19 protein-coding genes and 1 pseudogene are annotated in these 21,506 nt (G+C 44.8%); 9 read left to right on the top strand and 11 right to left on the bottom strand.

Features of this window, described 5'->3' with window-relative positions:
- Positions 1-349 precede the first annotated feature (349 nt).
- The 3 genes from BMY60_RS15690 to BMY60_RS07005 all read right to left on the bottom strand — a co-directional run bounded on the left by BMY60_RS15690 (position 350) and on the right by BMY60_RS07005 (position 3,277).
- Positions 350-526, bottom strand: a complete 177-nt coding sequence (locus BMY60_RS15690) for a hypothetical protein (RefSeq protein WP_177166609.1) — start codon at positions 524-526, stop codon at positions 350-352.
- The gene (locus BMY60_RS07010) at positions 526-2,586 is read right to left on the bottom strand and encodes a TonB-dependent receptor (protein WP_090332458.1); all 2,061 of its coding nucleotides are present in this window, start codon (positions 2,584-2,586) and stop codon (positions 526-528) included. Before BMY60_RS07010 ends, BMY60_RS15690 begins: the two co-directional genes overlap by 1 nt.
- A gap of 268 nt (positions 2,587-2,854) precedes the next feature.
- Positions 2,855-3,277, bottom strand: coding sequence for a Fur family transcriptional regulator (locus BMY60_RS07005; RefSeq protein WP_256250741.1), 423 nt, complete (start codon positions 3,275-3,277; stop codon positions 2,855-2,857).
- A gap of 685 nt (positions 3,278-3,962) precedes the next feature.
- Here BMY60_RS07005 and BMY60_RS15685 point away from each other — a divergent pair.
- A complete protein-coding gene (locus tag BMY60_RS15685) occupies positions 3,963-4,118 on the top strand; it encodes a hypothetical protein (RefSeq protein WP_177166608.1) in 156 nt (51 codons plus the stop codon).
- 72 nt (positions 4,119-4,190) lie between these two features.
- Here BMY60_RS15685 and BMY60_RS07000 read toward each other — a convergent pair.
- From BMY60_RS07000 to BMY60_RS06965, 8 genes and pseudogenes are all read right to left on the bottom strand, one after another.
- A pseudogene (locus tag BMY60_RS07000) lies at positions 4,191-5,084 on the bottom strand (IS1595 family transposase).
- 210 nt (positions 5,085-5,294) lie between these two features.
- Positions 5,295-7,562 (bottom strand): hypothetical protein, encoded by a 2,268-nt coding sequence (locus tag BMY60_RS06995; protein ID WP_090332457.1) that lies wholly within the window; start codon positions 7,560-7,562, stop codon positions 5,295-5,297.
- Positions 7,563-7,679: 117 nt separating this feature from the next.
- The gene (locus BMY60_RS06990; protein ID WP_090332455.1) at positions 7,680-10,070 is read right to left on the bottom strand and encodes a TonB-dependent receptor; all 2,391 of its coding nucleotides are present in this window, start codon (positions 10,068-10,070) and stop codon (positions 7,680-7,682) included.
- 674 nt (positions 10,071-10,744) lie between these two features.
- Positions 10,745-11,209 (bottom strand): bacterioferritin, encoded by a 465-nt coding sequence (gene bfr / locus BMY60_RS06985; protein ID WP_090332453.1) that lies wholly within the window; start codon positions 11,207-11,209, stop codon positions 10,745-10,747.
- Positions 11,157-11,462: a bacterioferritin-associated ferredoxin gene (locus tag BMY60_RS06980; protein WP_090332451.1), complete on the bottom strand. Its 306-nt coding sequence runs from the start codon at positions 11,460-11,462 to the stop codon at positions 11,157-11,159. Before BMY60_RS06980 ends, bfr begins: the two co-directional genes overlap by 53 nt.
- Before the next feature lie 232 nt (positions 11,463-11,694).
- Entirely contained in the window at positions 11,695-11,928 is a 234-nt protein-coding gene (locus BMY60_RS06975) for a sulfurtransferase TusA family protein (RefSeq protein WP_090332449.1), read from the bottom strand.
- 127 nt (positions 11,929-12,055) lie between these two features.
- A complete protein-coding gene (locus BMY60_RS06970) occupies positions 12,056-12,688 on the bottom strand; it encodes a response regulator (protein WP_090332447.1) in 633 nt (210 codons plus the stop codon).
- Positions 12,685-14,235 carry a hybrid sensor histidine kinase/response regulator gene (locus BMY60_RS06965; protein ID WP_256250740.1) on the bottom strand — a complete coding sequence of 517 codons (1,551 nt, stop codon included), beginning with the start codon at positions 14,233-14,235 and terminating at the stop codon, positions 12,685-12,687. The genes BMY60_RS06970 and BMY60_RS06965 overlap by 4 nt, the downstream gene beginning before the upstream one ends.
- A 322-nt stretch (positions 14,236-14,557) precedes the next feature.
- Between BMY60_RS06965 and BMY60_RS16495 the strand changes: the two genes are divergently transcribed.
- The 8 genes from BMY60_RS16495 to BMY60_RS06925 all read left to right on the top strand — a co-directional run bounded on the left by BMY60_RS16495 (position 14,558) and on the right by BMY60_RS06925 (position 21,504).
- Positions 14,558-16,021 (top strand): flagellin, encoded by a 1,464-nt coding sequence (locus BMY60_RS16495; RefSeq protein WP_090332444.1) that lies wholly within the window; start codon positions 14,558-14,560, stop codon positions 16,019-16,021.
- Positions 16,022-16,106: 85 nt separating this feature from the next.
- Positions 16,107-16,475: a flagellar protein FlaG gene (locus tag BMY60_RS06955; RefSeq protein ID WP_090332442.1), complete on the top strand. Its 369-nt coding sequence runs from the start codon at positions 16,107-16,109 to the stop codon at positions 16,473-16,475.
- Between the two features lie 37 nt (positions 16,476-16,512).
- Positions 16,513-18,489, top strand: coding sequence for a flagellar filament capping protein FliD (gene fliD, locus BMY60_RS06950; protein ID WP_090332441.1), 1,977 nt, complete (start codon positions 16,513-16,515; stop codon positions 18,487-18,489).
- Between the two features lie 58 nt (positions 18,490-18,547).
- On the top strand, positions 18,548-18,952 hold the full coding sequence (gene fliS, locus BMY60_RS06945; protein ID WP_090332438.1) for a flagellar export chaperone FliS: 405 nt from the start codon (positions 18,548-18,550) through the stop codon (positions 18,950-18,952).
- Between the two features lie 46 nt (positions 18,953-18,998).
- Positions 18,999-19,334, top strand: coding sequence for a flagellar protein FliT (locus BMY60_RS06940; RefSeq protein WP_090332436.1), 336 nt, complete (start codon positions 18,999-19,001; stop codon positions 19,332-19,334).
- Positions 19,335-19,340: 6 nt separating this feature from the next.
- Positions 19,341-20,414 (top strand): flagellar hook-length control protein FliK, encoded by a 1,074-nt coding sequence (locus BMY60_RS06935; RefSeq protein ID WP_090332435.1) that lies wholly within the window; start codon positions 19,341-19,343, stop codon positions 20,412-20,414.
- Positions 20,401-20,664 carry an EscU/YscU/HrcU family type III secretion system export apparatus switch protein gene (locus BMY60_RS06930; protein ID WP_090332433.1) on the top strand — a complete coding sequence of 88 codons (264 nt, stop codon included), beginning with the start codon at positions 20,401-20,403 and terminating at the stop codon, positions 20,662-20,664. Before BMY60_RS06935 ends, BMY60_RS06930 begins: the two co-directional genes overlap by 14 nt.
- Before the next feature lie 60 nt (positions 20,665-20,724).
- Entirely contained in the window at positions 20,725-21,504 is a 780-nt protein-coding gene (locus BMY60_RS06925) for a flagellar brake protein (RefSeq protein WP_090332432.1), read from the top strand.
- Positions 21,505-21,506 lie beyond the last annotated feature (2 nt).

Genomic DNA, 21,506 nt, shown 5'->3' with positions numbered 1-21,506 from the left:
TCCGATAAAGCGCTGGATTGTTCATCAGTGTAATCGGAAGGCAGTCTGCGATCTTCCAAGCCAGTTATACTGCCTTCATGACAGGGACATATGTCATGAAGGCAGCAAATATCACATCAACATATTCCTAAAATTCATCCGAACTCAGACCGCCCGGCAACACCGGTATACGCCGTCATTAAAATCATACCGCCGAATATAACCCTGAACCACACAAATACCGTGTAATCGTGATTGCCTATAAAGCGTATCAAGCCGTCGACTGGTCTGTGAATATTTCATAGACAACTTGAACTCAAGGATATCCAAAGTATGAACATCCTTTTCTGTGTTGATTTTTCCAAACAGGTTATACCCTGGCCATCACTTCGGCCACAGCTTGCCCCATCAGTGGCGAAATCGGACAAATCGTACCCCCCAGCTCTGCACGCTTTTCACAAGCATTCATCAAAAATCTGCATGCGCATAAATGCGCATGGCGCATGACGACACTCCTTAATGTAAGTGAGGCACAGAATTTCAGCATCAGAATGTACCTCTAATACCGACGACAATCGCTCTGCCCGGCAATGGCGCGACATCTTTTAGGAACGATGTATGCACACGCATATCTTCGTTGAGCAGATTGCGTCCTTGCAAAAACAGCGTGTGATAGGACGACTCACCACGTTTGAAACGATAACCAAGCTCCGCATTCATCAGTATATAACCCGGCGTCTCTGACTCAAGCGCAGCGGTTCGCTCTTGCCTTGTCACCCGGGTGACATTGAAATTACCCAACCAGTTACCCTGAAAGTAATCAAGTTCCAGACCGAAGCGCAGCGGCGTTAACCGGGGAACATTTCCATTGTTCTTCAACCTGCCATAAACAATATCAGTAAACAGGCGCATAGTCAGCCTTTCAGGCAACACTGCCACACGGGTTTCTGCTTCCAGACCATAAAAATGCGCGCGTGTTTGCATAAAATCCTGAACCAGGAATGCACCGTTATTATCGAGCTCGCCTTCATCGTTGACACGATCAGCCAGTCTATCTGCGTTGCCATCACGGGCACGCTGAAAAATATAATTGTTGATATGGTTATAAAACAGATTGACACGCCCGGTGACGGCACCATCCGTTTTTTGCAGTGAAAGATCGAAATTATTGGAAGTTTCTTTAGTCAGATCCGGATCACCGACATCAAAGGTATTGGTTGCAACATGAATGCCGTTGGCATACAGGGCATTAATAATCGGTGCGCGCTGACCGCGCGTCGCTGTCAGATCAATTTGATAGCCCTCTGCGAACATCCACGCGCTGCCAGCCGATATGCTATACAAATTAAAATTTCTCGAGGAAAGAACGGTATCGGCCGGATCTCGATTGACATGTTCCAGCCGGCCGCCGATTTCAAACAACCAGCGTCGCCATTGATACTGTTCCAGCATAAAAATTCCTACTGAATGCGACAGCGTGGAGGGGATAAATGCTTCCTCGCCGCGGGCTGCAAAATCCTGATACTGAAACTGCACCCCAAGCACGCCCTGCCAGTTTGCAACCGGCAGATGCATAAGTTCAAAGCGGCCATCCACTTCGTCGTTGTTCAGTTTTGTACCAATCTCGCCGCTATCTTCGAGCTCATCATGCTGGTAGTCATTGTAGTTGATACGCATTTTCAACTTCTGAAAACCCCGGGCAGGACTGTCCAGTTCACCGGACAGTCCGTAACGCGTCTGATCCATGTCGATTTTTGCCGATTCAGGCCCCGGTATACCGTAGAAATTGTCGAGCCGTGATACGGACACACCAACATACCCGCGCTCTCCGATATACGAACCACCGGCAGATACATTGCTGGAATCGATAGCGCTGTTTCTGATCACTCCATTTTCACTGTCAGGATTATCAGGATCTGCACGTCCGGGGATTTTTACATCACTGGTTTTCCTTTTTGCGCCGTCGACATGCCACGCAAACTGCCCATGGCCGCCTGAAGCACTGAATACACCCGAGCGCTCCTCCAGCGCCGAGTTAAAGCGGCCTTCAAAATGCCCTTGCGCCGACTTATACATACGATCAGGAATTCTTGCGCTGATCACATTGACCACACCGCCGGAAGTACCGCTTCCGTATAACAGCGTTGCCGGTCCGCGAAGAATTTCGATTCTCGAAATATTGAGCGTATCCGATGCAACGGCGTGATCCGGACTGATTACGGAGAGATCGCCCATACCAACACCGCTTTCCAAAACACGGGTACGTGAACTGTCCTGTCCACGAATAATCGGACGGCTGGCGCCTGGCCCGAAACTGCTCGAGGAAACGCCCGGTTCCCGCGACAACATATCGCCCAGACCGGCTTCACGCTTGCGCCGCAACGCATCCTCCCGCAATACTTTTTCTGGCCTGACCCAGTCAGGATCGGATCGCTGATCTGCAGGGGCAGTAACAACCATCCCCGGCAATTCCGCCACGTCAGTAAGCGCCTGAGCAAATACAACAGAAGCTTGAGACAGGATCAGCGCTATCGCCAACACAGCCGGCACGAACAGACCCAAACTGCAATTTATCTCAGTTACTTTTATAGCAATGGCTGAACGCATCGGCTAATTTAATTATAAATAGACTGATTATCAGCTTTAACGCAACTTTGTTGCATTTTTATTGAAAATTTCATCGAACAAAACTTGATTTACGCATGAATTAAATTCTACTTCGCTTCGCCCCAAAAACTGCCAGCACATCAATTCCGAGGAAAACAGCAACGCAACTCAGTCATAACAGCAACTACAACCGACAAATACACGCGTTATTTCGGCCGGACAGGTAACGACTATTGCAACAGTCAGTTAACAACACAGATTGATCGTGTTAAACACATTGCGCGCACAAACCCTTGACAGTCAATTCCATCGACTGGAATTGATAACCCGCCGGCAGGGTCAAATGACGCCTGGATGGCAATTCATCCAGGCACACGACCTTGGCGCAACGTGTGCACTTAAAATGTGCGTGCTGGTGCATATAGGCATCATGATTGACATGAAACCGCCACACCCGGTCATCGCTGGTAATCTTGTGAATCAGGCCTTTATCCGCCAGCCACTGCAATACACGGTACAATGTTACGCGGTCAGGCTGCAGCCCTGTCAGGCGTGCTTCAATTTCACGGTGGGTAACAGCCTGCTCCTGAGCCAGCAGCAATGCCAGAATTCTTACCCGGATTCCAGTCGCCCGGCCGCCTTCTTTACGGATCAATTCTTCTGCTGTATCTCGATAAGTATTGAGCATCATGAAACCACGAACATATCTGTTTACGCAACAAAGTTGCACGAATTGTAATTGTTTCTCCGATAACTGGCAACAGCTAATTCGAATATGGCTAAAAGCCGCAATGTCTGTCTGAATGTTGTTCCAAATACTGCTAGTGTTGTAGTGTCTCTTTCCTGTAGCACGGCATATAAGCGGGCGTTCCGAATTGTCACTGGCACATGAAGGTGCAGTTATCTATCATATAGACCGGTTTGAGAAAAATCGCGAAGTGGAAAAACATATAGAAATGTTTCGGAAAAACATCTCACCCGAGTTCGGTCAAACGAAGAACAGCGCACGGTTGGATAAGTATATTTGAAGTAATTTCTGAAATTAAGCGATTGCGCGCATTCACAGATATATACTGGCTTTGCTTTTGCAAAGTAGCAAGGTATTGCGAATACAGCACAGCATATTCTATTTTAGAGGGTGTCGTCTAATAGGCATATGTGTAATTTTGTAGCAACAAATTTATTCAATCAAGTTAGAGGAAATCAAAAACATGGCTAATGTATTGAAAAACTTCATGCTAGTGCTCTATCAATATCATATTGATAGAGCACTAGACTTATTTGTTGCTGGATTATTGCCAGCTTGTTCTACGACACACAAGTCAAATCAGAGCGGCAGGTCTTAGCCGGATGGTTAGGAAAAAAGCATCGTTATCATGTTTATGGCTGGGTGGTTTGGTGAAGAAGATTATCATGTTCAAGATAATATTGATCAAGCAACGCATCGTATCAATGTAATCGCGTGGAATCACCGGGAACAGAGCCTGGAGAAATATTCTTTGGATTTCGCCGCCAATACCAGAGTGTATTGATTCCTTTCGCCACGCCCGAAATAGCTCTTTACAAGGCAGAATATCAAACATATTCAATAAATTAATATGCCTCTAAACTATTTTCAGTTTAATTGGATTGTGCCACAAGCAAGCACTCAGGAGACGGGAAGGTAATTCAGCTTCCCATGCTCGCCGGTTAAAACGGTAGCAAAACTCATTGAGATATTCTTGCAAGTAACCTGATGACACTCCGTGATATGTTCCCAGCAAGAATGCCTTAAGGTTGCCAATGGCGATATGCACCCATGGCAGCCACTCACCAGCTTTGTCAGGCGGGGTCACGCGTGCGGTATGATTCTGTGTTTTGCCGATTTCGGCTAAAGAAGACAGTGCATCACTTCGCACGCATTGATCTGGTGACAGGTGCCGCTTTACAAACTGTGATACCGTTTCCCGGTTAACACCAGAAACCTGCTGCATGGCAATAAAACCGGCACGCTTTTCCCGATTCTCAATAGCTACCAGCACCGATGTTTTTCCTTCGGCACCCCGGCCGCGCTTTCCCCCGGCATGGCGCCCTCCAATCAACGCATCGTCTATTTCAATCAATTCATGTAATCGATATATGCTGTCCCGGTGTCCCATGGCAATGCGAATCTTTCGCAGCATTCTGCTGGCGGTTATCCAGGATACGTTTATCTGTTTGGATAAACGCAAAGCAGAAATACCGCCTTTATCCGATGCAACCAGGTAAATTGCCCAAAACCACTTGGTTAGTGGCAGATTGGTTGAATGAAACAAGGTGCCTGCCGTTAATGAGGTTTGTTTGTGGCATTGACTGCATTCCCAATAGCCACGCGTCTTAATACTGTAACCACCATCGTGACCACAGCACGGACAGCGAAAACCTTCCGGCCAGCGTCACTCAATCAATGCCTGCACGCAGCCTTCTTCTGTACCGTACTGTTTTTGCCAATCTATCAGAGTCATTTCTTGGCCTTTCATTGTCGTTCCTTTATCTCATTGATATTAATAAATAAGGTGAAAAATGCTGAGAATAGTTCATAGGCATATAAATTAATGACTTAACCAATGCTTCTCGGCGGTCATAACCAGCTAATCAAGCGAGAACACAAAATTGGCTGTCCGATTACGTGCGGAGTTTTGCAGCTAAAAAAGCGCCCGCCAAAAAACCCTGTTGGCGGGCGCGGACGACTAAATTAATTCATTTTCATATTCTGAAATTATTTCAGTAATAGTTAGCTGCGCATTCTGCGCTTTTGATTGGTCGTCCTGTTCACTGGCTTCGATCAAGTCCTGCAACGCATTCTCAATTTTGACGCGCTTTGTTGCATCCAAACGCAACCCGAGGTCAGGAAGCAACATTTGCGTATACAGCGCTGTAACCGTTGCAGCCAATCCCGCTTGCGTTCGATCCGAATCAAACGACTGTTCATACGCAGCCAAATGACTATTGATTTGCCCAATGACACCACGGCTTATATCACTGACAATCTGATCGGCATTGACAGCAAACAGATCACCGGTCAATTGTGATTGAATCCGTGCATTACTATTCGGATTACTTACCGCAATTACTGGTTCAACGATACGATAGAAATAAATGCCTTCGACCTGCTTTTCCAGTGCTTCGTCAATGTCCCGGTCCCTGTTTTCGACAATGCCTTCAACTTCACGCAGCACGCCAATTAAAAAACCGCGCACCAGCGGCAGTATAACTTGCTCGCGCGCAATGGCCAGCTGCGCCTGGCTGTTGGGCGCCGCGTTGTCGATTGCCGCTTTACCACCGATTAACGCCAGCGTAATCCGGCTATCCAGAAACGGATTGCTGCCGCTCTCGATAGATTGCCGATCCGCAGTCAACACCTTGTTCTCTCTGGCCGCAGTGCCTTTTACTGCCTGAAACGCCGAATACGCCCTATCCCATTCCAGCTCCAGTTCGCCTATGGAGAGATCGTCGAATAACTCCAGCACATAGGTGACCCGGTTATAGATTGTCAACGCAAAAACACGCTGCAATGTCTTGTCGATAACCTGGGCGGCAAGCGGCACCTGCTGTCCGTTACTGATATCGTTTATCGCAGCAAGAATATCGCTGTCCATGGACGATCGGTAAATGCTGTCAACAATTTGTGTTAACTGCTGCAGCTCACCGGTATATGCATCGAGAACTGCCTGGGCATCGACCGGATTTTGACGCCGCAACGAACCGACAGTCTGAAACGCTGTTACTGCAGCATCGACGAATGGCGTTTCTGCCGTCTGCTCATATTCAGCAACGGCCAGCGTTTGCGCATACGTCACCAGCACGCTGTCTATTTCCTGGCGCGCCTGCTCAGCACTGGCCGCATCTGAAGCGCTACTAGCGTCTCTAAGACTGTTTAACGCGGTTTCAATTTCGCTGCGCGCGTTCGAATCCAGACGTATTTCAAGATCGGCCAGAAACGTGTTGGCATACAAAAGTGCTTCCTCGGCAACTTCCATTGCGCGCCCACGATCATCCGATATGCTGCTTTCATTTGCATCCAGTTCCGCACGCACACGGCCGATGAATCCTTTGCTAAGCTCACTGACAATTGCATTTGCATCGACGCTTGCAATATTACCGGTAAACTGATCTTTGATAAATTCACTGCCGGTCGCGTTTTCACGGGTAATAAAACCCTCAATCAGACGATAGAAAATTTCGCCTTCCTTTTGTTTTTCTCTGGCTTCTTCTATATCACGGTCGCGATTGGATACAACGCCTTCAACTTCCCGCAGCACGCCAATATAATAAGCACGCACCAGCGACAGACGGATAATCTGCCGCACTATTCTGATTTCAATAAGATCCTCTGACGGATTCAGCTTGCTCAATGCTGCTCTGCCGCGCTCAAACGCCATGGCGATCTGAACATCCAATGCCGGGTTATCGCCAGTCTCAATCGACTGCCGGTTAGCGGAAATGACCTTGTTTTCTCTGGCTGCGGTCCCCTTGATCGCCTCAAACGCAGCCATGGCTTCATCCCATGTAGCATTCAGCGTTTCTGTCGAAGCGGTATCAAATTCATCCCGGACAGTTGTCACGCGATCCAAAATGGTCAGATAAAACACACGTTGCAGCGTCTTGTCGATTACCTGTGCGGCCAGCCTGGGCTCGTTGTCAGCACTAATCTCATCAATCGCTGCGAGCATGTCGCTGTCCAGCGTCAGATCATTGCTTGCATCGACTTCTTGTGTCAGCGCCTGCAGTGAATTTACATAAACGTCCCGAATGGCACCGGCATCGATCGGGTTGGCCCGTCTAAGCGTACCGATTTCCTGGAATGCTGAAACAGCCGAATTGATGGCTTCAGCATTTGAAGTGTTTTCAAGTATCGCAGCATATGCTGCCATTTTGTCCTGGTTGATCATAAAAGCACCGATCATTAAAGTCATTACCGCACCGACAAGAATCAGCGCCTTTGCATTTGAAACCATAAAAAAGCCTCCTTAAATAAAGAAAACAATAATAACAATACAAATATTAATGATAATTGTTATTATTAATACAAAACCAGTTGTTAACACATTGATGCAACATTCTCCCTAATAGAACTAGAAATTGGCGATTAACGTTGCCCGCACCGCAACAGGCGAACCGGGCGTTATGTTGTTATTGTTGTGCACTGATGCAAAGTAATGGGTATCAAAAATATTTTCGATGTTAATCTGTCCGCGAACCCGACGGGTAAATTGCGCAAACAACGCTGCGTCAACACGCGTAAAATCAGGTATCCGCACCGTGTTATCGACCGCCGCGAACATTGAACTGCGATAAATCACCCCAACCGCCGCGCCTATCCTGGGCGTGAAATCGTAGCGGCTCCACATCGAAAACGTATTACGTGGCAATTCGGCTATCGTTGCTCCTTTTTCCGCTTCTTCGGTAGCACTGGTAATTTCCCCATCCTGATAAGCGTAACCACCCATCACACTCAAACTCTGCGTGACACGCCCGCTCAAGCCAATTTCAATACCCTCGGTACGTTGCTCACCGGCTAAAAACGAACTACCTCCAAAATCTGAAGTAGGCGAAATCACGTTGGTGCGGTCCAATCTGTAAACAGCACCAGTCAGCGCCAGATCGGGATAAATATCCCATTTAATTCCTGCCTCATAAGTGGTGAACTTTTCCGGTTTAAGCGTCGCCCGGGTAACGATAATGCCTGTTAATTGATCACCGGCCCTGGGGACATACGCCTGGCTATAACTTGCATAAATTGACAGTGGTTCTATCGGTTTGAAAATCAGGCCAAAGCGCGGCGAAATCAAATGATCGGTGGTATTGATTTGCGTCGTATCACCGTTTCTTTTGCGAAAATCCACTTCAAACAAATCATAACGCACTCCGGCAATGGCTTGCAGTTGCGGTAGCAACTCAATCTGGTCCTGAATATACAGAGAAGTAATATCAACCACACTGCGATTATCGGCGTCCGCAGGTCTTGTGATAAAAGCAATCGGCACGTCAGTCACCGGACTGCTGAGTGGTACGGGAAAACTTATACCTCGTGGATCGTTATTAAAAAAACCTGTTTGACGAACGTTGCTGGTAATCTGCTGCCCTATCTCAACACCAGCCAGCAGTGTATGGCTGATTGGTCCGGTATCGACCGAGTACAACAAATTGGTTTGATTAAACACATTTTCACGATCCGTTGCGTCATTGTAAGCACCCAAAAATACCCTGTTATCTAAAGCAGGACTGCGGGAGAAAATGTTTTGATAAAACTTATCGTACTGAGCATAATTCGTCCGGTTACTCAGCGTTACTCCAGAGTCAAAGCGGTGCTCGATCAACGCATTAAAGGACAATACTTCGGCATCGGAATGGCTGCGCTTTGGATCGCCGAAAAACTGAGACCGTTTGACATCAACCGGACGATTAAGGTTAGAATCTGACGGAATACCACGATCGGCCGTCCTGTCATCATGAAAGCGCTCCATATTCATTACAACTTTGGTGCGATCGGTGGGCTTTATTGTTACGGTCGGAGAAACGCCGCGACGTCTCATTACAACACCATCGCGGAAGCTGCCGGAATCTTCAAACAATCCGTTCACGCGGAAAGCCACCTTGTCATTGAACGCATGGCCGAAATCTCCGGTCATCCGCTTTCTGTTGAATGATCCCCCCTGAAAAGAAAATTCACGCACCGGATTCCAGTTCGCTTGCTTTGTTACACGGTTAACGACACCGCCCGATCCGCCGCGACCGAAAATCATCCCGTTGGCACCTTTCAACACTTCAATACGCTCTATGTTATAAAGATCCCGGAAAAAAGCGACATCGTCGCGTATACCATCCACAAAGAAATCACCGGTTGAGCGGTTGCCTCGAAAAACTAAAGCATCTCGATTTCCTTCACCTTGTGATACACCCACACCTGGCACGTAGCGCACAGCATCGCCGAGACTTTGGATTGCCTGGTCTTTAATCAATTCTTCGGTAACGACGGTTATCGACTGCGGCACATCGCGCAGCAATGTATTCGTCTTGGTCGCGGTCACACTGCTGGTAGCAGCATAACTGCCTGTATCGCTGGCTGAAATTTGTATCGTAGGCAAGACGGTGACTTTTTCGCCTGTTTGCGATCCGGATATTTCACGGCCAGCGGAAGCTTGCGCGGCAATTATCTCAAAACCATCCGCCTGCTCGACGAAACGATACCCGGTGCCAATTAACAAAAAGTGCAAGCCTGAAGCAACATCGAACTTACCGTCAAGCCCCTGAGTTTTTATATCCTCCAGCAACACGGGGTCGTAAATCAAATCGATCCCCGCTTGTTGCGAGAACTGTTTTAACGCATCAAGTAATGCGCCGGCAGGAATAGCATAGACGCGCTCAGTTCGATGGGCAATTTGCCGGCTTTCGAGTGTTTCAGCAACCGCATGATTAAGCAGCAAACACCATAGTAAAGCACAATAACCGAGTACTCTATCCATATGATATTGCCGAGTACAGCGTTACCACGGTGTTATGCAGCAAGGCACAGTACGCAGGAAAGGATTGTCCCCTTTTCAAGTACTGTAACGCAGCCGCAGGATACCATGGTAACTCCCTGTGGGTGCGCGTGTCAGCATCCATGAACTGCGTTATGTCTTTTGACAATAGAACGACTATTGCCTGCAAGGCACACCTTGCCACTTACACTGACAAGCGAACTGAGCCCGGCAATATCATTTGGGTAGAGTGCTAGGCACACATCCAGGCAAAAACCGGATTTCTCTTGATTTCTTTTGTGCATATGGTTCATTTTTATTATTAATTTCAATGCATTTTTGTGTCATTTCGACCACACGATCCATTCTTGATGCACGCAAGGGCTCTTCATGGAAAATTGTCAGATTTGCTCGGCAACATGCAGGCACAAAGTTTGATATAAATCACATCGCATTACCCTAGTACTGCAGGGTCTTTCAAATAATAGCTTTGCAATTTTATGTTTCTACTTGTCTGTCGACGACGATGTCAACCTCAATCGCAGTCCTCAACTATATGAATACTTATTTATAAGACATCACAGCATGCACCCGTCTTTAATTACCTGCACATTATTACCTAATTCAATAGCACGAGTTCAGGATGCAACATCTAAGAAATCAATGCGCCACAACACTTACATCTGGCTTTGCAACCAATTCTGCACACCGATCTTCTGCATCACATCCTGCTGCGTTTCCAACCAGTCTATATGCTCCTCCGTGTCCTCCAGAATACGCTCAAAAATCTCACGCGAGATGTAATCTTTTTGAATCTCACAGGCAGCTATAGCCGCCGCCAGCGTTTCATGTGAAATCTGTTCCAGCTTCAGATCACACGCAACACATTCTTCAACTTTTTCTCCGATCAACAACTTACCCAGCTCTTGAAGATTCGGCAGTCCCTCCAGCAGCAAAATACGTTCAATCAGCAAATCTGCATGTTTCATTTCTTCAATGGATTCATCATATTCATGCTTGGCGAGACTGTTAAAACCCCAGTTTTTATACATACGGGCATGTAAAAAATATTGATTGATCGCGGTTAATTCATGCTGCAGTTGACGATTCAGCCATTGAATAATTTCGGTATTCCCTTTCATCGTTTGTCTCCTCAGGCAGTTGTTTCACACATAAAACCCGGCTCGGCTCACAAGCCGTTTCCGGCGCAGAAGCATGCGTCTGAGTCTTTTGCCGGCGCGCCTGTTCCAATACTTCTTTTGCATGGCATGCGCAAACGCCGCACTGCTCTGTAACGCCAAGACAGCTTTTCAAATCACGCATCCGTTCAGCCCCGTTATTAACGGCCTCCCGGATCGCGCTGTCTGTAACTCCTTTACATACACAAATATACATGATGAGCGACTTAATCTTAAGCGTTTTATATATCAAGTTAACAAATACCTGACAAAACCAAACAATTAATAATAACGATATTAATGAGAATGATTCGTAATTATATTCCACTTTAAAAAGAATGCAAGCAAAACCGGAAAAAATTAAACATCTGGAGATGAATCTATGGCACACATGGGGCGAAAGAACTAGTGGCTATACTGGGCCTAAATACTATGGATTATGGTCTGCATTACTTTTTTTTCAGGAAAAACACAAATTCCATATCGATTTCTGACGTAGACAGCAGCTTGTTACCTGTCTGTTCAGAGAAAACCTGAAAATCAATCTCAGCAGCTGGATCGGTAGCAACAACTTTCAGCACCTGCCCACTGGACATACTAGCAAGCGATTGTTTCGTCCGCAAAATTGGTAACGGGCAGACTAGACCGCGTGCATCCAACTCTTGATCAAATTCCTGCAGCATAAGGTTGATATTATTTTTCTGTTATTTTTGGAGATTTATAATCAATAAGTTCGGCCAAGCAGATCATCGGCCAGTATTTTCTCAATGATCTAAGATCCATACTGCACATAATATCCTGCAAAAAACTTCAATCAACCAACCGGTTTTTTATCGCGTATCGAATGAGTTCTGAATTATTATTCAACTTAAGCTTTTCCAATATGCGCGAACGGTAAACACTGACTGTTTTAGGGCTTAAAAACATTTCCGTAGAAATATCCGATAGCGTTTTACCTGAAGCTATCAGGCATAATGTCTGGTATTCACGATCAGAGAGTATGGTATACAATGGCTGATCATTTTTCGAATTCACGGAATTGGCAAGCTCCTGAGCCAATGCCGGGCTGATATATTTATCTCCGGAAGCCACTTGACGAATAGCTGTAACAAGTTGAGCCGGTGCGCTTTGTTTATTCAGATACCCTGCTGCGCCCGCTTTCAATGCACGAACGGCAAACTCATGTTCATTGTGCATACTTAATACCAAAATTGTCGAATTCGGCTTATCTTTCTTGATTTGTTTCAACACATCGATGCCATTTCTATCCGGCAACGAAATATCGAGTAACATAACATCGAAATCATGCTGACGCGCGATCTTGATTGCCTGAAATCCTGTTTCGGCTTCACCCGTGACTCTGATATCGTCTGTTTCGTTCAATATCTGCTTTAAGCCCTGACGGACAATCGCATGATCATCGGCAATCATCACATCTATCATTGCTTTCTCCGATTATTTATCGTCATGAGGCTGAGTTGACCGGGTTCATACTCAGATTTAAAATCTGACACATCTATTGGGTCATCCGCATAAGCTGGTTTCATTTCCTGGACAGGAATTAGAATACTGACTTTGGTGCCTTTTCCCGATTCACCGGAGACTTGGAAACTTCCCTTTAACTGCTGGCAGCGCTCATGCATTCCTCTGATACCAAACGAATCCTGCTTTTTCATATCTTGGGGGTTAATTCCACATCCGTTATCACGCACTTCCATGGTGATTTTTTCTTCGGCCTCTACAAGACTGACCCACACGTCAGTCGCCTGTGCGTGTTTTGAAATATTGGTTAATATCTCTTGAAAAAGGCGGAAAATCGCTACCGATAAATCAGCATCCAGCAGAATTTCTTCTTCGTCGCAAGACACATGGCATGAGATATCCGTTCGCCGACTGAATTCCTTAGCCTGCCATTGGACGGCGGCGACTATCCCGAAATCAAGTATTCCGGGACGAAGGTCCATAGATATTCTGCGCGTACTATCAATGACATGGTCCACAAGATTTTCAATTATAGCTGCTTTTTTTTGATAAAAATCACTAAGGCGCGGAGAATGGTCCATACATGGTACCAATTCACACTTAATAGCTGTCAATGTACCGCCAATATCATCATGAATCTCGCGCGCAATGCGCGCGCGTTCGTGTTCTTTAGCTTTCTGCAAATAAGAAGATAACTCAACCAGCTGTTCACGAGAATGCGTTATTTCTCTCTCCGCCAGCTTATTCCGTGTGATATTGATCATGATGCCGCCCCACAAAATGCCACCATCAGCGGCCATTTTTGGTGTTGCACGCAGGCTAATCCATTTAATATCCGAATCCCCTTTAACCTGAATGCGGCCTTCCCAGTTCAATGTTGACAGTTTGTCTGCAGATACTCGCAACAGACGTTCATAATGCTTCTTATCTTCAGGCAATATCAATCGTGAAAATAATGTTGCGTTAGCCATTAGCATGTGTGGCGACAATCCTAACAGGGTCTCAGATGCATTACTGACATAGGGAAAGCTCTCGTTTTGGTCAGGCGTCAACAAAAACTGAAAAACAACACCGGGAAGATTTGCAGTAATCGCACGGAAGCGCGCCTCACTTTTTTGCAAGGCAACCTGCGTGATATTAATACGACGCGCATTCTCCGCTTCACGCAGACTGCGGCGCACGATGGGCACAAGGCGCTTCAGATTTTTTCTTACAACATAATCACAAGCGCCTTTTTCCATCAATGATATGGCCGCATCTTCATCCTCTTGCTCGGATATAACTATTAATGGCACGTCATGGCCATAGTCCATTAATAACTGCAATATTTCGTCAACCTTCAGCTGTGGCACATTCGTATTTGACAGGACGATATCCCATACGCTCGATCTAAGCGCCTTGCGAAGTTCTTGCGTCGTATTTATCCATGAAAAACTCAGCTGCAATCCACTTTGTGCAAGCGTATCGCGTATTAGATCTGCATCATCAGCAGAGTTTTCAACTGTCAAAACTTTTATAACTCTTCTTTTGATCACTCAAATCTCATCAAAATTTTGATTTAAACCAATTTAACTCCCGACTACAATAACATAACGTTATGTGTAATAGACTGATTCATTAACATTATCCAGAATAATTAAAGCTTCCATTCAATATTATAATCCAAAAAAACTTGCAAAAATCGAACTTAATAAAATCAAAAAAACTTAATTTTGCAAAAAGTTAACCGATTACTGCTACAACGATGGTTAATTGCCTTCCTGGATCATGGGGATGAAGCCAACGTAGAGGAATAAAACCATTTATAAAGCATTTAAAAGGAGATTTAACATGCCACAAATCATTAACTCAAATATTGCATCACTGAATGCGCAACGCAACTTGAATATGTCACAAACCTCTCTCAATACATCATTGGAACGTTTGTCTTCTGGTCTCAGAATTAACAGTGCAAAAGATGATGCAGCAGGTTTGGCAATTTCTGAAAGAATGACCTCACAGATTCGCGGTCTCAATCAGGCTGTCCGTAACGCCAATGACGGCATTTCTCTGGCACAAACCGCAGAAGGCGCATTAGGCGAGATCGGGAATAACTTACAACGAATTCGTGAACTGTCAATACAATCTGCCAATGCTACCAACAGCGCGAGTGATCGCGCAGCACTGCAAGCCGAAGTCTCTCAATTAACGTCGGAAATTACACGTGTTGCTAGCCAAACGCAGTTTAATGGAACGAACCTACTCGATGGATCATTTTTGAATCAAAGCTTTCAAGTTGGTGCAAATGCAAATCAAACAATTGATATTAACTCAATTGGTGACTCACGTGCTACAGCATTAGGCAGCAATATATTAACGACGAATGGTACCGCAATGGGTACCGCCACTGCAGCCGCAGCTGATGTTTCTGGTGGTAATGGTGTTACTGTAGAGGCCGACCTGGTACTAACAACTAGCAAGGGTGCCACAGGCGCGATCAGCTATGCTGTCGGATCAGACGCCAAAACTGTCGCTGCCGCAATTAACTCTGCCGCTTCGAATATAGGCGTCACTGCTACCGCCAGTAACAGCGCCTCACTTGGTAACATTGGTTCTGCGGGCACGGTAACAATGACGTTAAATGGTAACTCCATTTCAGCAAACGTAACTGATACTTCCGATTTAAGCGGCCTGGCTTCAGCAATTAACGGATTGCAGTCCCTGACAGGCGTAACGGCATCATTTGCTGACCCTGCAAACAAATCGGCTATTACTCTGTCAACATCAGACGGAAGGGATATAGCGTTACAAGACTTTAACAATTCAGGCGCGACAAAAACCGCTGATTTTACTGCTGGTGTTACCACAAGAACGCTGACCGGTGGCGCAGCAACTGACTCTGCAATTGCCACGGGTACAGTTGAACTTTCAAGTTCTGCAGGGCAAATAACCGTTGGCAACGGAAATGCCGATGTATTCGGCGCTACAACAAGCTCCTTTAATTCAGTTGCCACATTGGATATTTCTTCAGCTTCAGGCGCGCAAACTGCAATTGAGACACTGGATTCAGCATTAGCACAGGTCAACAGTTCACGCGGTGATTTAGGTGCAATTCAAAACCGTTTCTCCTCTACCATCGCTAACTTGCAAACAACTGCAGAAAATTTGTCAGCATCACGTAGCCGAATACAAGACGCTGACTTTGCTGCAGAAACGGCAAACATGACACGTGGTCAAATTTTGCAGCAGGCGGGCACTGCGATTCTGGCGCAGGCGAACTCACTACCCAATAACGTTCTCTCACTCTTACGTTAATCACGAAGATTAGAATATTGGATAAGAAACACGGGATTATCGAATCGAGAATTCCGTGTTTCTTTTAACTTTAAGGAGTTAAGACATGGCAATAAATCATATTAATGAGGCAATAGGCTCTCTTTCTCAGCCATTGCTAACAACATTGCCACCCTCACAAAATGTCCAAGCGACAAACAACAGAATGACTTCGGCAACACAAGCACCCAAGATCGAACAAGACATTAAATTAGAAATTCCGATAGAACAGGCTGCTGAAAAAATTAAAGAGACCGTCAATAATCTGGCTCAAAATCTTCAATTTTCCATAGATGACGATACAGGTAAAACTGTTATAAAAGTTATGGATGCACAAACTCAGGAAATTATTCGTCAAATTCCATCTCAGGAAGCCATATCTATTGCGCGGACTTTGGATAAAGTCCAAGGCTTGCTACTGAATGACGAGGCTTGAATCAGCACAAATATTTTTCATCGAATAGAGGCAAAAAATGCTATCAACACCGGGTATAGGTTCTGGACTAGATGTCAACGGGATTGTCAGTCAATTAATGTCCGTAGAACGTCGACCACTTTTAGCACTGGATACTAAAGAAGCCCGGCAACAAACACAGCTGACTGCGTTCGGTACACTAAAAGGCGCACTATCATCCTTTCAAAGCAGTCTAGCTTCACTAACCAGCCCGGAAAAATTTTCTGCTAATTCTGCGGCTTTATCCGACACGTCACTAGCTAGTGTCAGCGCAAACTCTTCCGCCACTACAGGAAGTTATGATGTTGAGATTCAATCTTTGGCGCAATCACAAAAACTGAAGTCCGGCAATTTTGCTTCATCAAGTTCCACTTTAGGCAGTGGAACGTTGACCATACAGTTTGGTACCTATAATGGCGGCACCTTTACGTTAAACCCGGAAAAAGCAGCGCAAGCCATAACGGTCTCCCCTACCGATTCATCCCTTGCAGGCATTCGTGATGCTATTAATAAAGCAGACGCAGGAATTTCAGCAAGCATTATCAATGACGGCTCGGGAGACAGGCTGGTAATTGCATCAAAAGATACAGGACTTAGCAATGCGCTTAAAATTACTGTAACAGATGATGACGGCAATAACACAGACAATCTAGGCCTATCACAACTTGCTTACGACGCATCTGCCAGCGGCGTATCCAATTTAACAGAGACGGTTGCGGCAGGTAACGCAGAAATGGTGATTGATGGAATTTCAATCAGCAAAGCTTCCAACACAATTACGGACGCCATTGAAGGTGTAACATTTAATCTGCTGAAAGATGAAATCGGTACGACTGCAACGTTGAACATCACCAGGAACACTGCCGGTATCGAAAAGGCCGTATCGAACTTTGTAAATTCCTTCAATGAGCTTAATCAGACAATTACAGATTTATCAAAATACAATGCGGAAACAAAGCAAGCCTCCATTCTAACAGGCGATTTCACTGTAAGAGCGCTTCAGAATCAACTACGCAACGCATTATCTGAGCCTTTAAAAACTGCAGGAGGCGGACTAAGTATTTTGGCCGAGATTGGTGTTTCATTTCAGGAAGATGGTTCCCTTAAACTGGATGCCAGTAAATTAAGCAATGTTATTAACGATACGAGCAAAGATATATCGACCTTGTTTGCGTCCGTTGGCAAACCCAGTGACAGTCTGGTTTCCTTTGTAAGCGCCACATCTGATACAGCCGGCGGGAACTACCAACTGGATATCAGCCAGCTCGCAACACAAGGCGCCGCAACCGGTTCCATTCCAGCGGCACTCACAATTAATGCCGGAGTAAATGACACACTCGATTTCACAATCAATGGTACAAGTGCCAGCATAATCCTTGCAGCAGGGACTTATAATGCAGACTCTCTTGCAGCTGAAATACAGTCAAAAATCAATGGGGAGTCAGTTTTTGAAACTAACAATATTAGCGTTAATGTCACACAATCGGCAGGTACTTTGACAATTACTTCTGATCAGTATGGCTCATCTTCATCTATTGAAATCACGGGCGGAAACGGCGAACTGGATTTATTTGGAACCGCTGTTGAAACAGCTGGTCTAGACGTGGCAGGTACGATTAATGGCGCTAGCGCCACCGGCTCGGGACAAACCCTTACCGGAACAGGTGATAGCGAGGGGCTGGCACTCCAGATCACAGGCGGCAGCACAGGATCACGCGGAGCTATTGATTTTGCCCATGGATTTGCAGCAAAACTCGATCAAGTCATCAATAAAATGTTAGACGGCAAACTTATTGACAACCGGATTGAAGGGATCAATGCAAAAATTGACGATATTAACGATCAACGGGAATCACTGATTCGAAGGCTTGACGATGTTGAGAAGCGTATTCGTGCACAGTTCTCTGCACTTGATACCATGATTGCCAGCATGACTCAAACCAGTACCTTTTTACAACAGCAGTTATCCAGGCTGCCAACTATAGATAGCAATTAATTTTTCTGCTGTCTGTAAAAATATTTAGTTTGTTGCCATTTATCTAAAGGAGTACTTAATGTATGCAACCACAACTAGCCCCATTTCCGCATACCAGCGGGTTGGTGTTGAAACGGGGGTAGAGTCAGCCGATCCACACAAACTCATTTTGATGTTGTTTGAAGGTGCGCAAGAAGCGCTTGCTAAAGCCAAAATACATATCAGGCACAATGAAATTGCCCAAAAAGGGGAAATGCTTTCTAAAGCCATCATGATTATTGATCATGGTTTAAAAGCCAGTCTTGATATTAATGCGGGAGGAGAATTGGCACAACATCTGCAAGCGCTGTATGACTATATGACCAATCGCCTGTTAAGTGCAAACCTTAAAAATGACATTGAAATTATTGATGAAGTCAATGGATTATTAAATGAACTATACGGCGCATGGAAAGCCATCGAAAATACCGCAAATTATTCGTAGCGAAATAAAAGATCGATATACACACAAAAACAAAGGCTCCGAACATATGGATAGCAAACAACTGATTGATTTATACGAAGACATCAAGGCCGTTACCAATAAAATGGTGATCACAGCACAAAACGGTGAATGGGACAACCTGGTCCAGCTTGAGCAAAAATGCAGGCAGTTAACGGATGAACTTATTCGCAATGAAGCAAAAATTTCCTTAAGTCACGAATTGCAACAAAGGAAAATTGAAATTATTCATCAAGTGCTTGATGACGATGCGAAAATCAGGTCAATTACTGAACCATGGATGAAAAAGCTACAGGACATTCTTTGTACGAACGAACGCAAACGCAATTTACAGCAAGCCTATGTATCGAGCAATATTTATTAATTCTGAATGAATTTGCATTTTGTTTTTATAGTGCATAAAAGCTGTAAAAATTTGAACTTATCAATCATGATTCCAGCAACTATAAAAACTGATAAGATTACACAAGAAACGCCTCTAAAGGCAGTTACACCCGTCAAACCGATAGCGCCTGTTTCTCAAATTGCCACGGCGGTTGATTACAATACTGACGCCAATCATTTTGTTCAAGGTCAGAAATACCAAGCAATTGTAGATGGGCGCTTATCCAATGATAACTTTAATGTACTGCTTTCTGGCAGATTGCTGCAAATGCATCTGCCGCATACAACTCAACCAGGCGACAAAATAGAGCTAACATTTCTAACGCACCTTCCCAGACTCAAATTTGCCCTACGCTACGAAAACACATCCAACACAACAAAAGAAAGTACCGTAATCAGTACAACTGGGCGATTGCTTAACAGCATTATCCACGAAACAAGCAAAACCAACGTTTCCAACTCAACTGTCAGTACGAATTCAATACTTACTCAAACGTCTTTAAATAGCCCGCAATTCCCGCTTTTATTGCAAAAAACAATTCGACAAAGTGGTTTATTCTATGAATCCCATTTAGCAAAATGGATTAACGGTAAAAATACGCTTGAAGAAATAAAGCAGGAACCACAGAATAAATTAGTGAACGCGGCATCTCCAATAGCCAGCACAATGCCTTCGGCAGTGCCCACTAACGCACAAAGTGTATCGCTTGTTCAACAACAATTGATGGCTTTAGAAACAAATCATATCGTCTGGAATGGAGAAATATGGAACGGACAACGCGTTCAATGGGATATTTATGGAGATAATACTTCGAAAAGCAATGAAACCGACAGGGCAACATCCCGGTGGAGTACAAAACTCACACTGACCTTGCCAAAATTGGGAAAAATTGTTGTAACACTTTCACTTAATTTTAATGATTTACATATTTCCGTAAACGCTGCAGACAATAGTACGGCTTTATTGCTTAAAATTAATCAAACGCCACTCAAACAAAGCTTGCTAGAAAAAGATCTTACTATGCAATCACTTAAAATTGATCGTCATGAACAAAAGTGATGCAGATTTTAAAGCTGTTGCTATTGCCTACCGGGAAGGACAGGATGCGCCTAAAATAGTCGCAAAAGGACGTGGGATGATCGCAATGGAAATCATCAAACGCGCGAAAGAATCCGGCGTCTATGTGCACGAATCAACTGAACTCATTGCATTGTTAATGCAGGTGGATCTGGACGATAGAATACCACCGCAGCTCTATGTAACCGTAGCTGAATTACTTGCCTGGCTTTACCGGTTGGAGCAAAGTTAAAATAAAACCGCATCAAATACGAATTGATCGTTGCGTCATGCTCGCCCGGAGACTCTAATAATGGTCGAATCATTCCAGAAAACAGATCCTACAAGCAGTGCCGATGACAGCGAATGCTCTCCTGAAAACAGCGAGATCTGTAGAATTCGTTCAAAAAAAACCATCATTCGTATTCTTCATGACATCATGCAAAAAAATACTTTGGTCACATTGTATTTCGATCAAAGTAACCACTTTATATTAACTTCCATGCTCGCTATAAACGAACAAACAAATGAATTATTGATTGATTATGGCACTGAGCCGGAACTTAATGCACTTGCTCTAAAATCAAGTCATTTGACCTTTATCACTTCACAAAACAGAATTCAAATTGAATTTGAATGTAATCAGATCAGTTCATCACGATTGGATAATCGTGATGTATTTACGGTCAATTTGCCTGAATCGTTGATTCGGTTGCAAAGAAGGCATAATTACCGGATTACCACCCCCATCCTCGACCCCTTGAAATGTATTATTCCAATACCTTCAGAAGAAGGTTTATTTAAGGCGGAAATCGCGCTGATTGATCTCAGTTGTGGTGGTATTGGCGTAATTGATCATCACCCCGTTATTAATTTCGAACCGGGCATGATCTATCAAAATTGTCAAATCTATTTACCTGGATTCGGGTGGATCAATACAGCCATCGAGGTCAAAACCACGCACGAAATCACACTTAAAAACGGTCAACTATGTAAACGGGCCGGTTGTCAATTCATTGATTTACCAACTGAAATGGAAGTTCTAATTCAGCGGTATGTAACTAAGCACGAACAGACAAAATTGACGTTCTGAAC

Origin of the sequence: Nitrosomonas sp. Nm51, from assembly GCF_900111165.1 — a bacterium.
In the GTDB taxonomy this organism is placed as follows: domain Bacteria; phylum Pseudomonadota; class Gammaproteobacteria; order Burkholderiales; family Nitrosomonadaceae; genus Nitrosomonas.
Note: the sequence above shows the minus strand (reverse complement) of the source record. Positions and strands in the feature narration are given on the sequence as shown.

Bases quoted from the DNA above. Each gene is read 5' to 3' on its own strand.
- BMY60_RS15690 (WP_177166609.1), bottom strand. From the start codon at position 526: ATGCTGAAATTCTGTGCCTCACTTACATTAAGGAGTGTCGTCATGCGC.
- BMY60_RS07010 (WP_090332458.1), bottom strand. From the start codon at position 2,586: ATGCGTTCAGCCATTGCTATAAAAGTAACTGAGATAAATTGCAGTTTG.
- BMY60_RS07005 (WP_256250741.1), bottom strand. From the start codon at position 3,277: ATGATGCTCAATACTTATCGAGATACAGCAGAAGAATTGATCCGTAAA.
- BMY60_RS15685 (WP_177166608.1), top strand. From the start codon at position 3,963: ATGTTTATGGCTGGGTGGTTTGGTGAAGAAGATTATCATGTTCAAGAT.
- BMY60_RS06995 (WP_090332457.1), bottom strand. From the start codon at position 7,562: ATGGTTTCAAATGCAAAGGCGCTGATTCTTGTCGGTGCGGTAATGACT.
- BMY60_RS06990 (WP_090332455.1), bottom strand. From the start codon at position 10,070: ATGGATAGAGTACTCGGTTATTGTGCTTTACTATGGTGTTTGCTGCTT.
- bfr (WP_090332453.1), bottom strand. From the start codon at position 11,209: ATGAAAGGGAATACCGAAATTATTCAATGGCTGAATCGTCAACTGCAG.
- BMY60_RS06980 (WP_090332451.1), bottom strand. From the start codon at position 11,462: ATGTATATTTGTGTATGTAAAGGAGTTACAGACAGCGCGATCCGGGAG.
- BMY60_RS06975 (WP_090332449.1), bottom strand. From the start codon at position 11,928: ATGCTGCAGGAATTTGATCAAGAGTTGGATGCACGCGGTCTAGTCTGC.
- BMY60_RS06970 (WP_090332447.1), bottom strand. From the start codon at position 12,688: ATGATAGATGTGATGATTGCCGATGATCATGCGATTGTCCGTCAGGGC.
- BMY60_RS16495 (WP_090332444.1), top strand. From the start codon at position 14,558: ATGCCACAAATCATTAACTCAAATATTGCATCACTGAATGCGCAACGC.
- BMY60_RS06955 (WP_090332442.1), top strand. From the start codon at position 16,107: ATGGCAATAAATCATATTAATGAGGCAATAGGCTCTCTTTCTCAGCCA.
- fliD (WP_090332441.1), top strand. From the start codon at position 16,513: ATGCTATCAACACCGGGTATAGGTTCTGGACTAGATGTCAACGGGATT.
- fliS (WP_090332438.1), top strand. From the start codon at position 18,548: ATGTATGCAACCACAACTAGCCCCATTTCCGCATACCAGCGGGTTGGT.
- BMY60_RS06940 (WP_090332436.1), top strand. From the start codon at position 18,999: ATGGATAGCAAACAACTGATTGATTTATACGAAGACATCAAGGCCGTT.
- BMY60_RS06935 (WP_090332435.1), top strand. From the start codon at position 19,341: ATGAATTTGCATTTTGTTTTTATAGTGCATAAAAGCTGTAAAAATTTG.
- BMY60_RS06930 (WP_090332433.1), top strand. From the start codon at position 20,401: ATGAACAAAAGTGATGCAGATTTTAAAGCTGTTGCTATTGCCTACCGG.
- BMY60_RS06925 (WP_090332432.1), top strand. From the start codon at position 20,725: ATGGTCGAATCATTCCAGAAAACAGATCCTACAAGCAGTGCCGATGAC.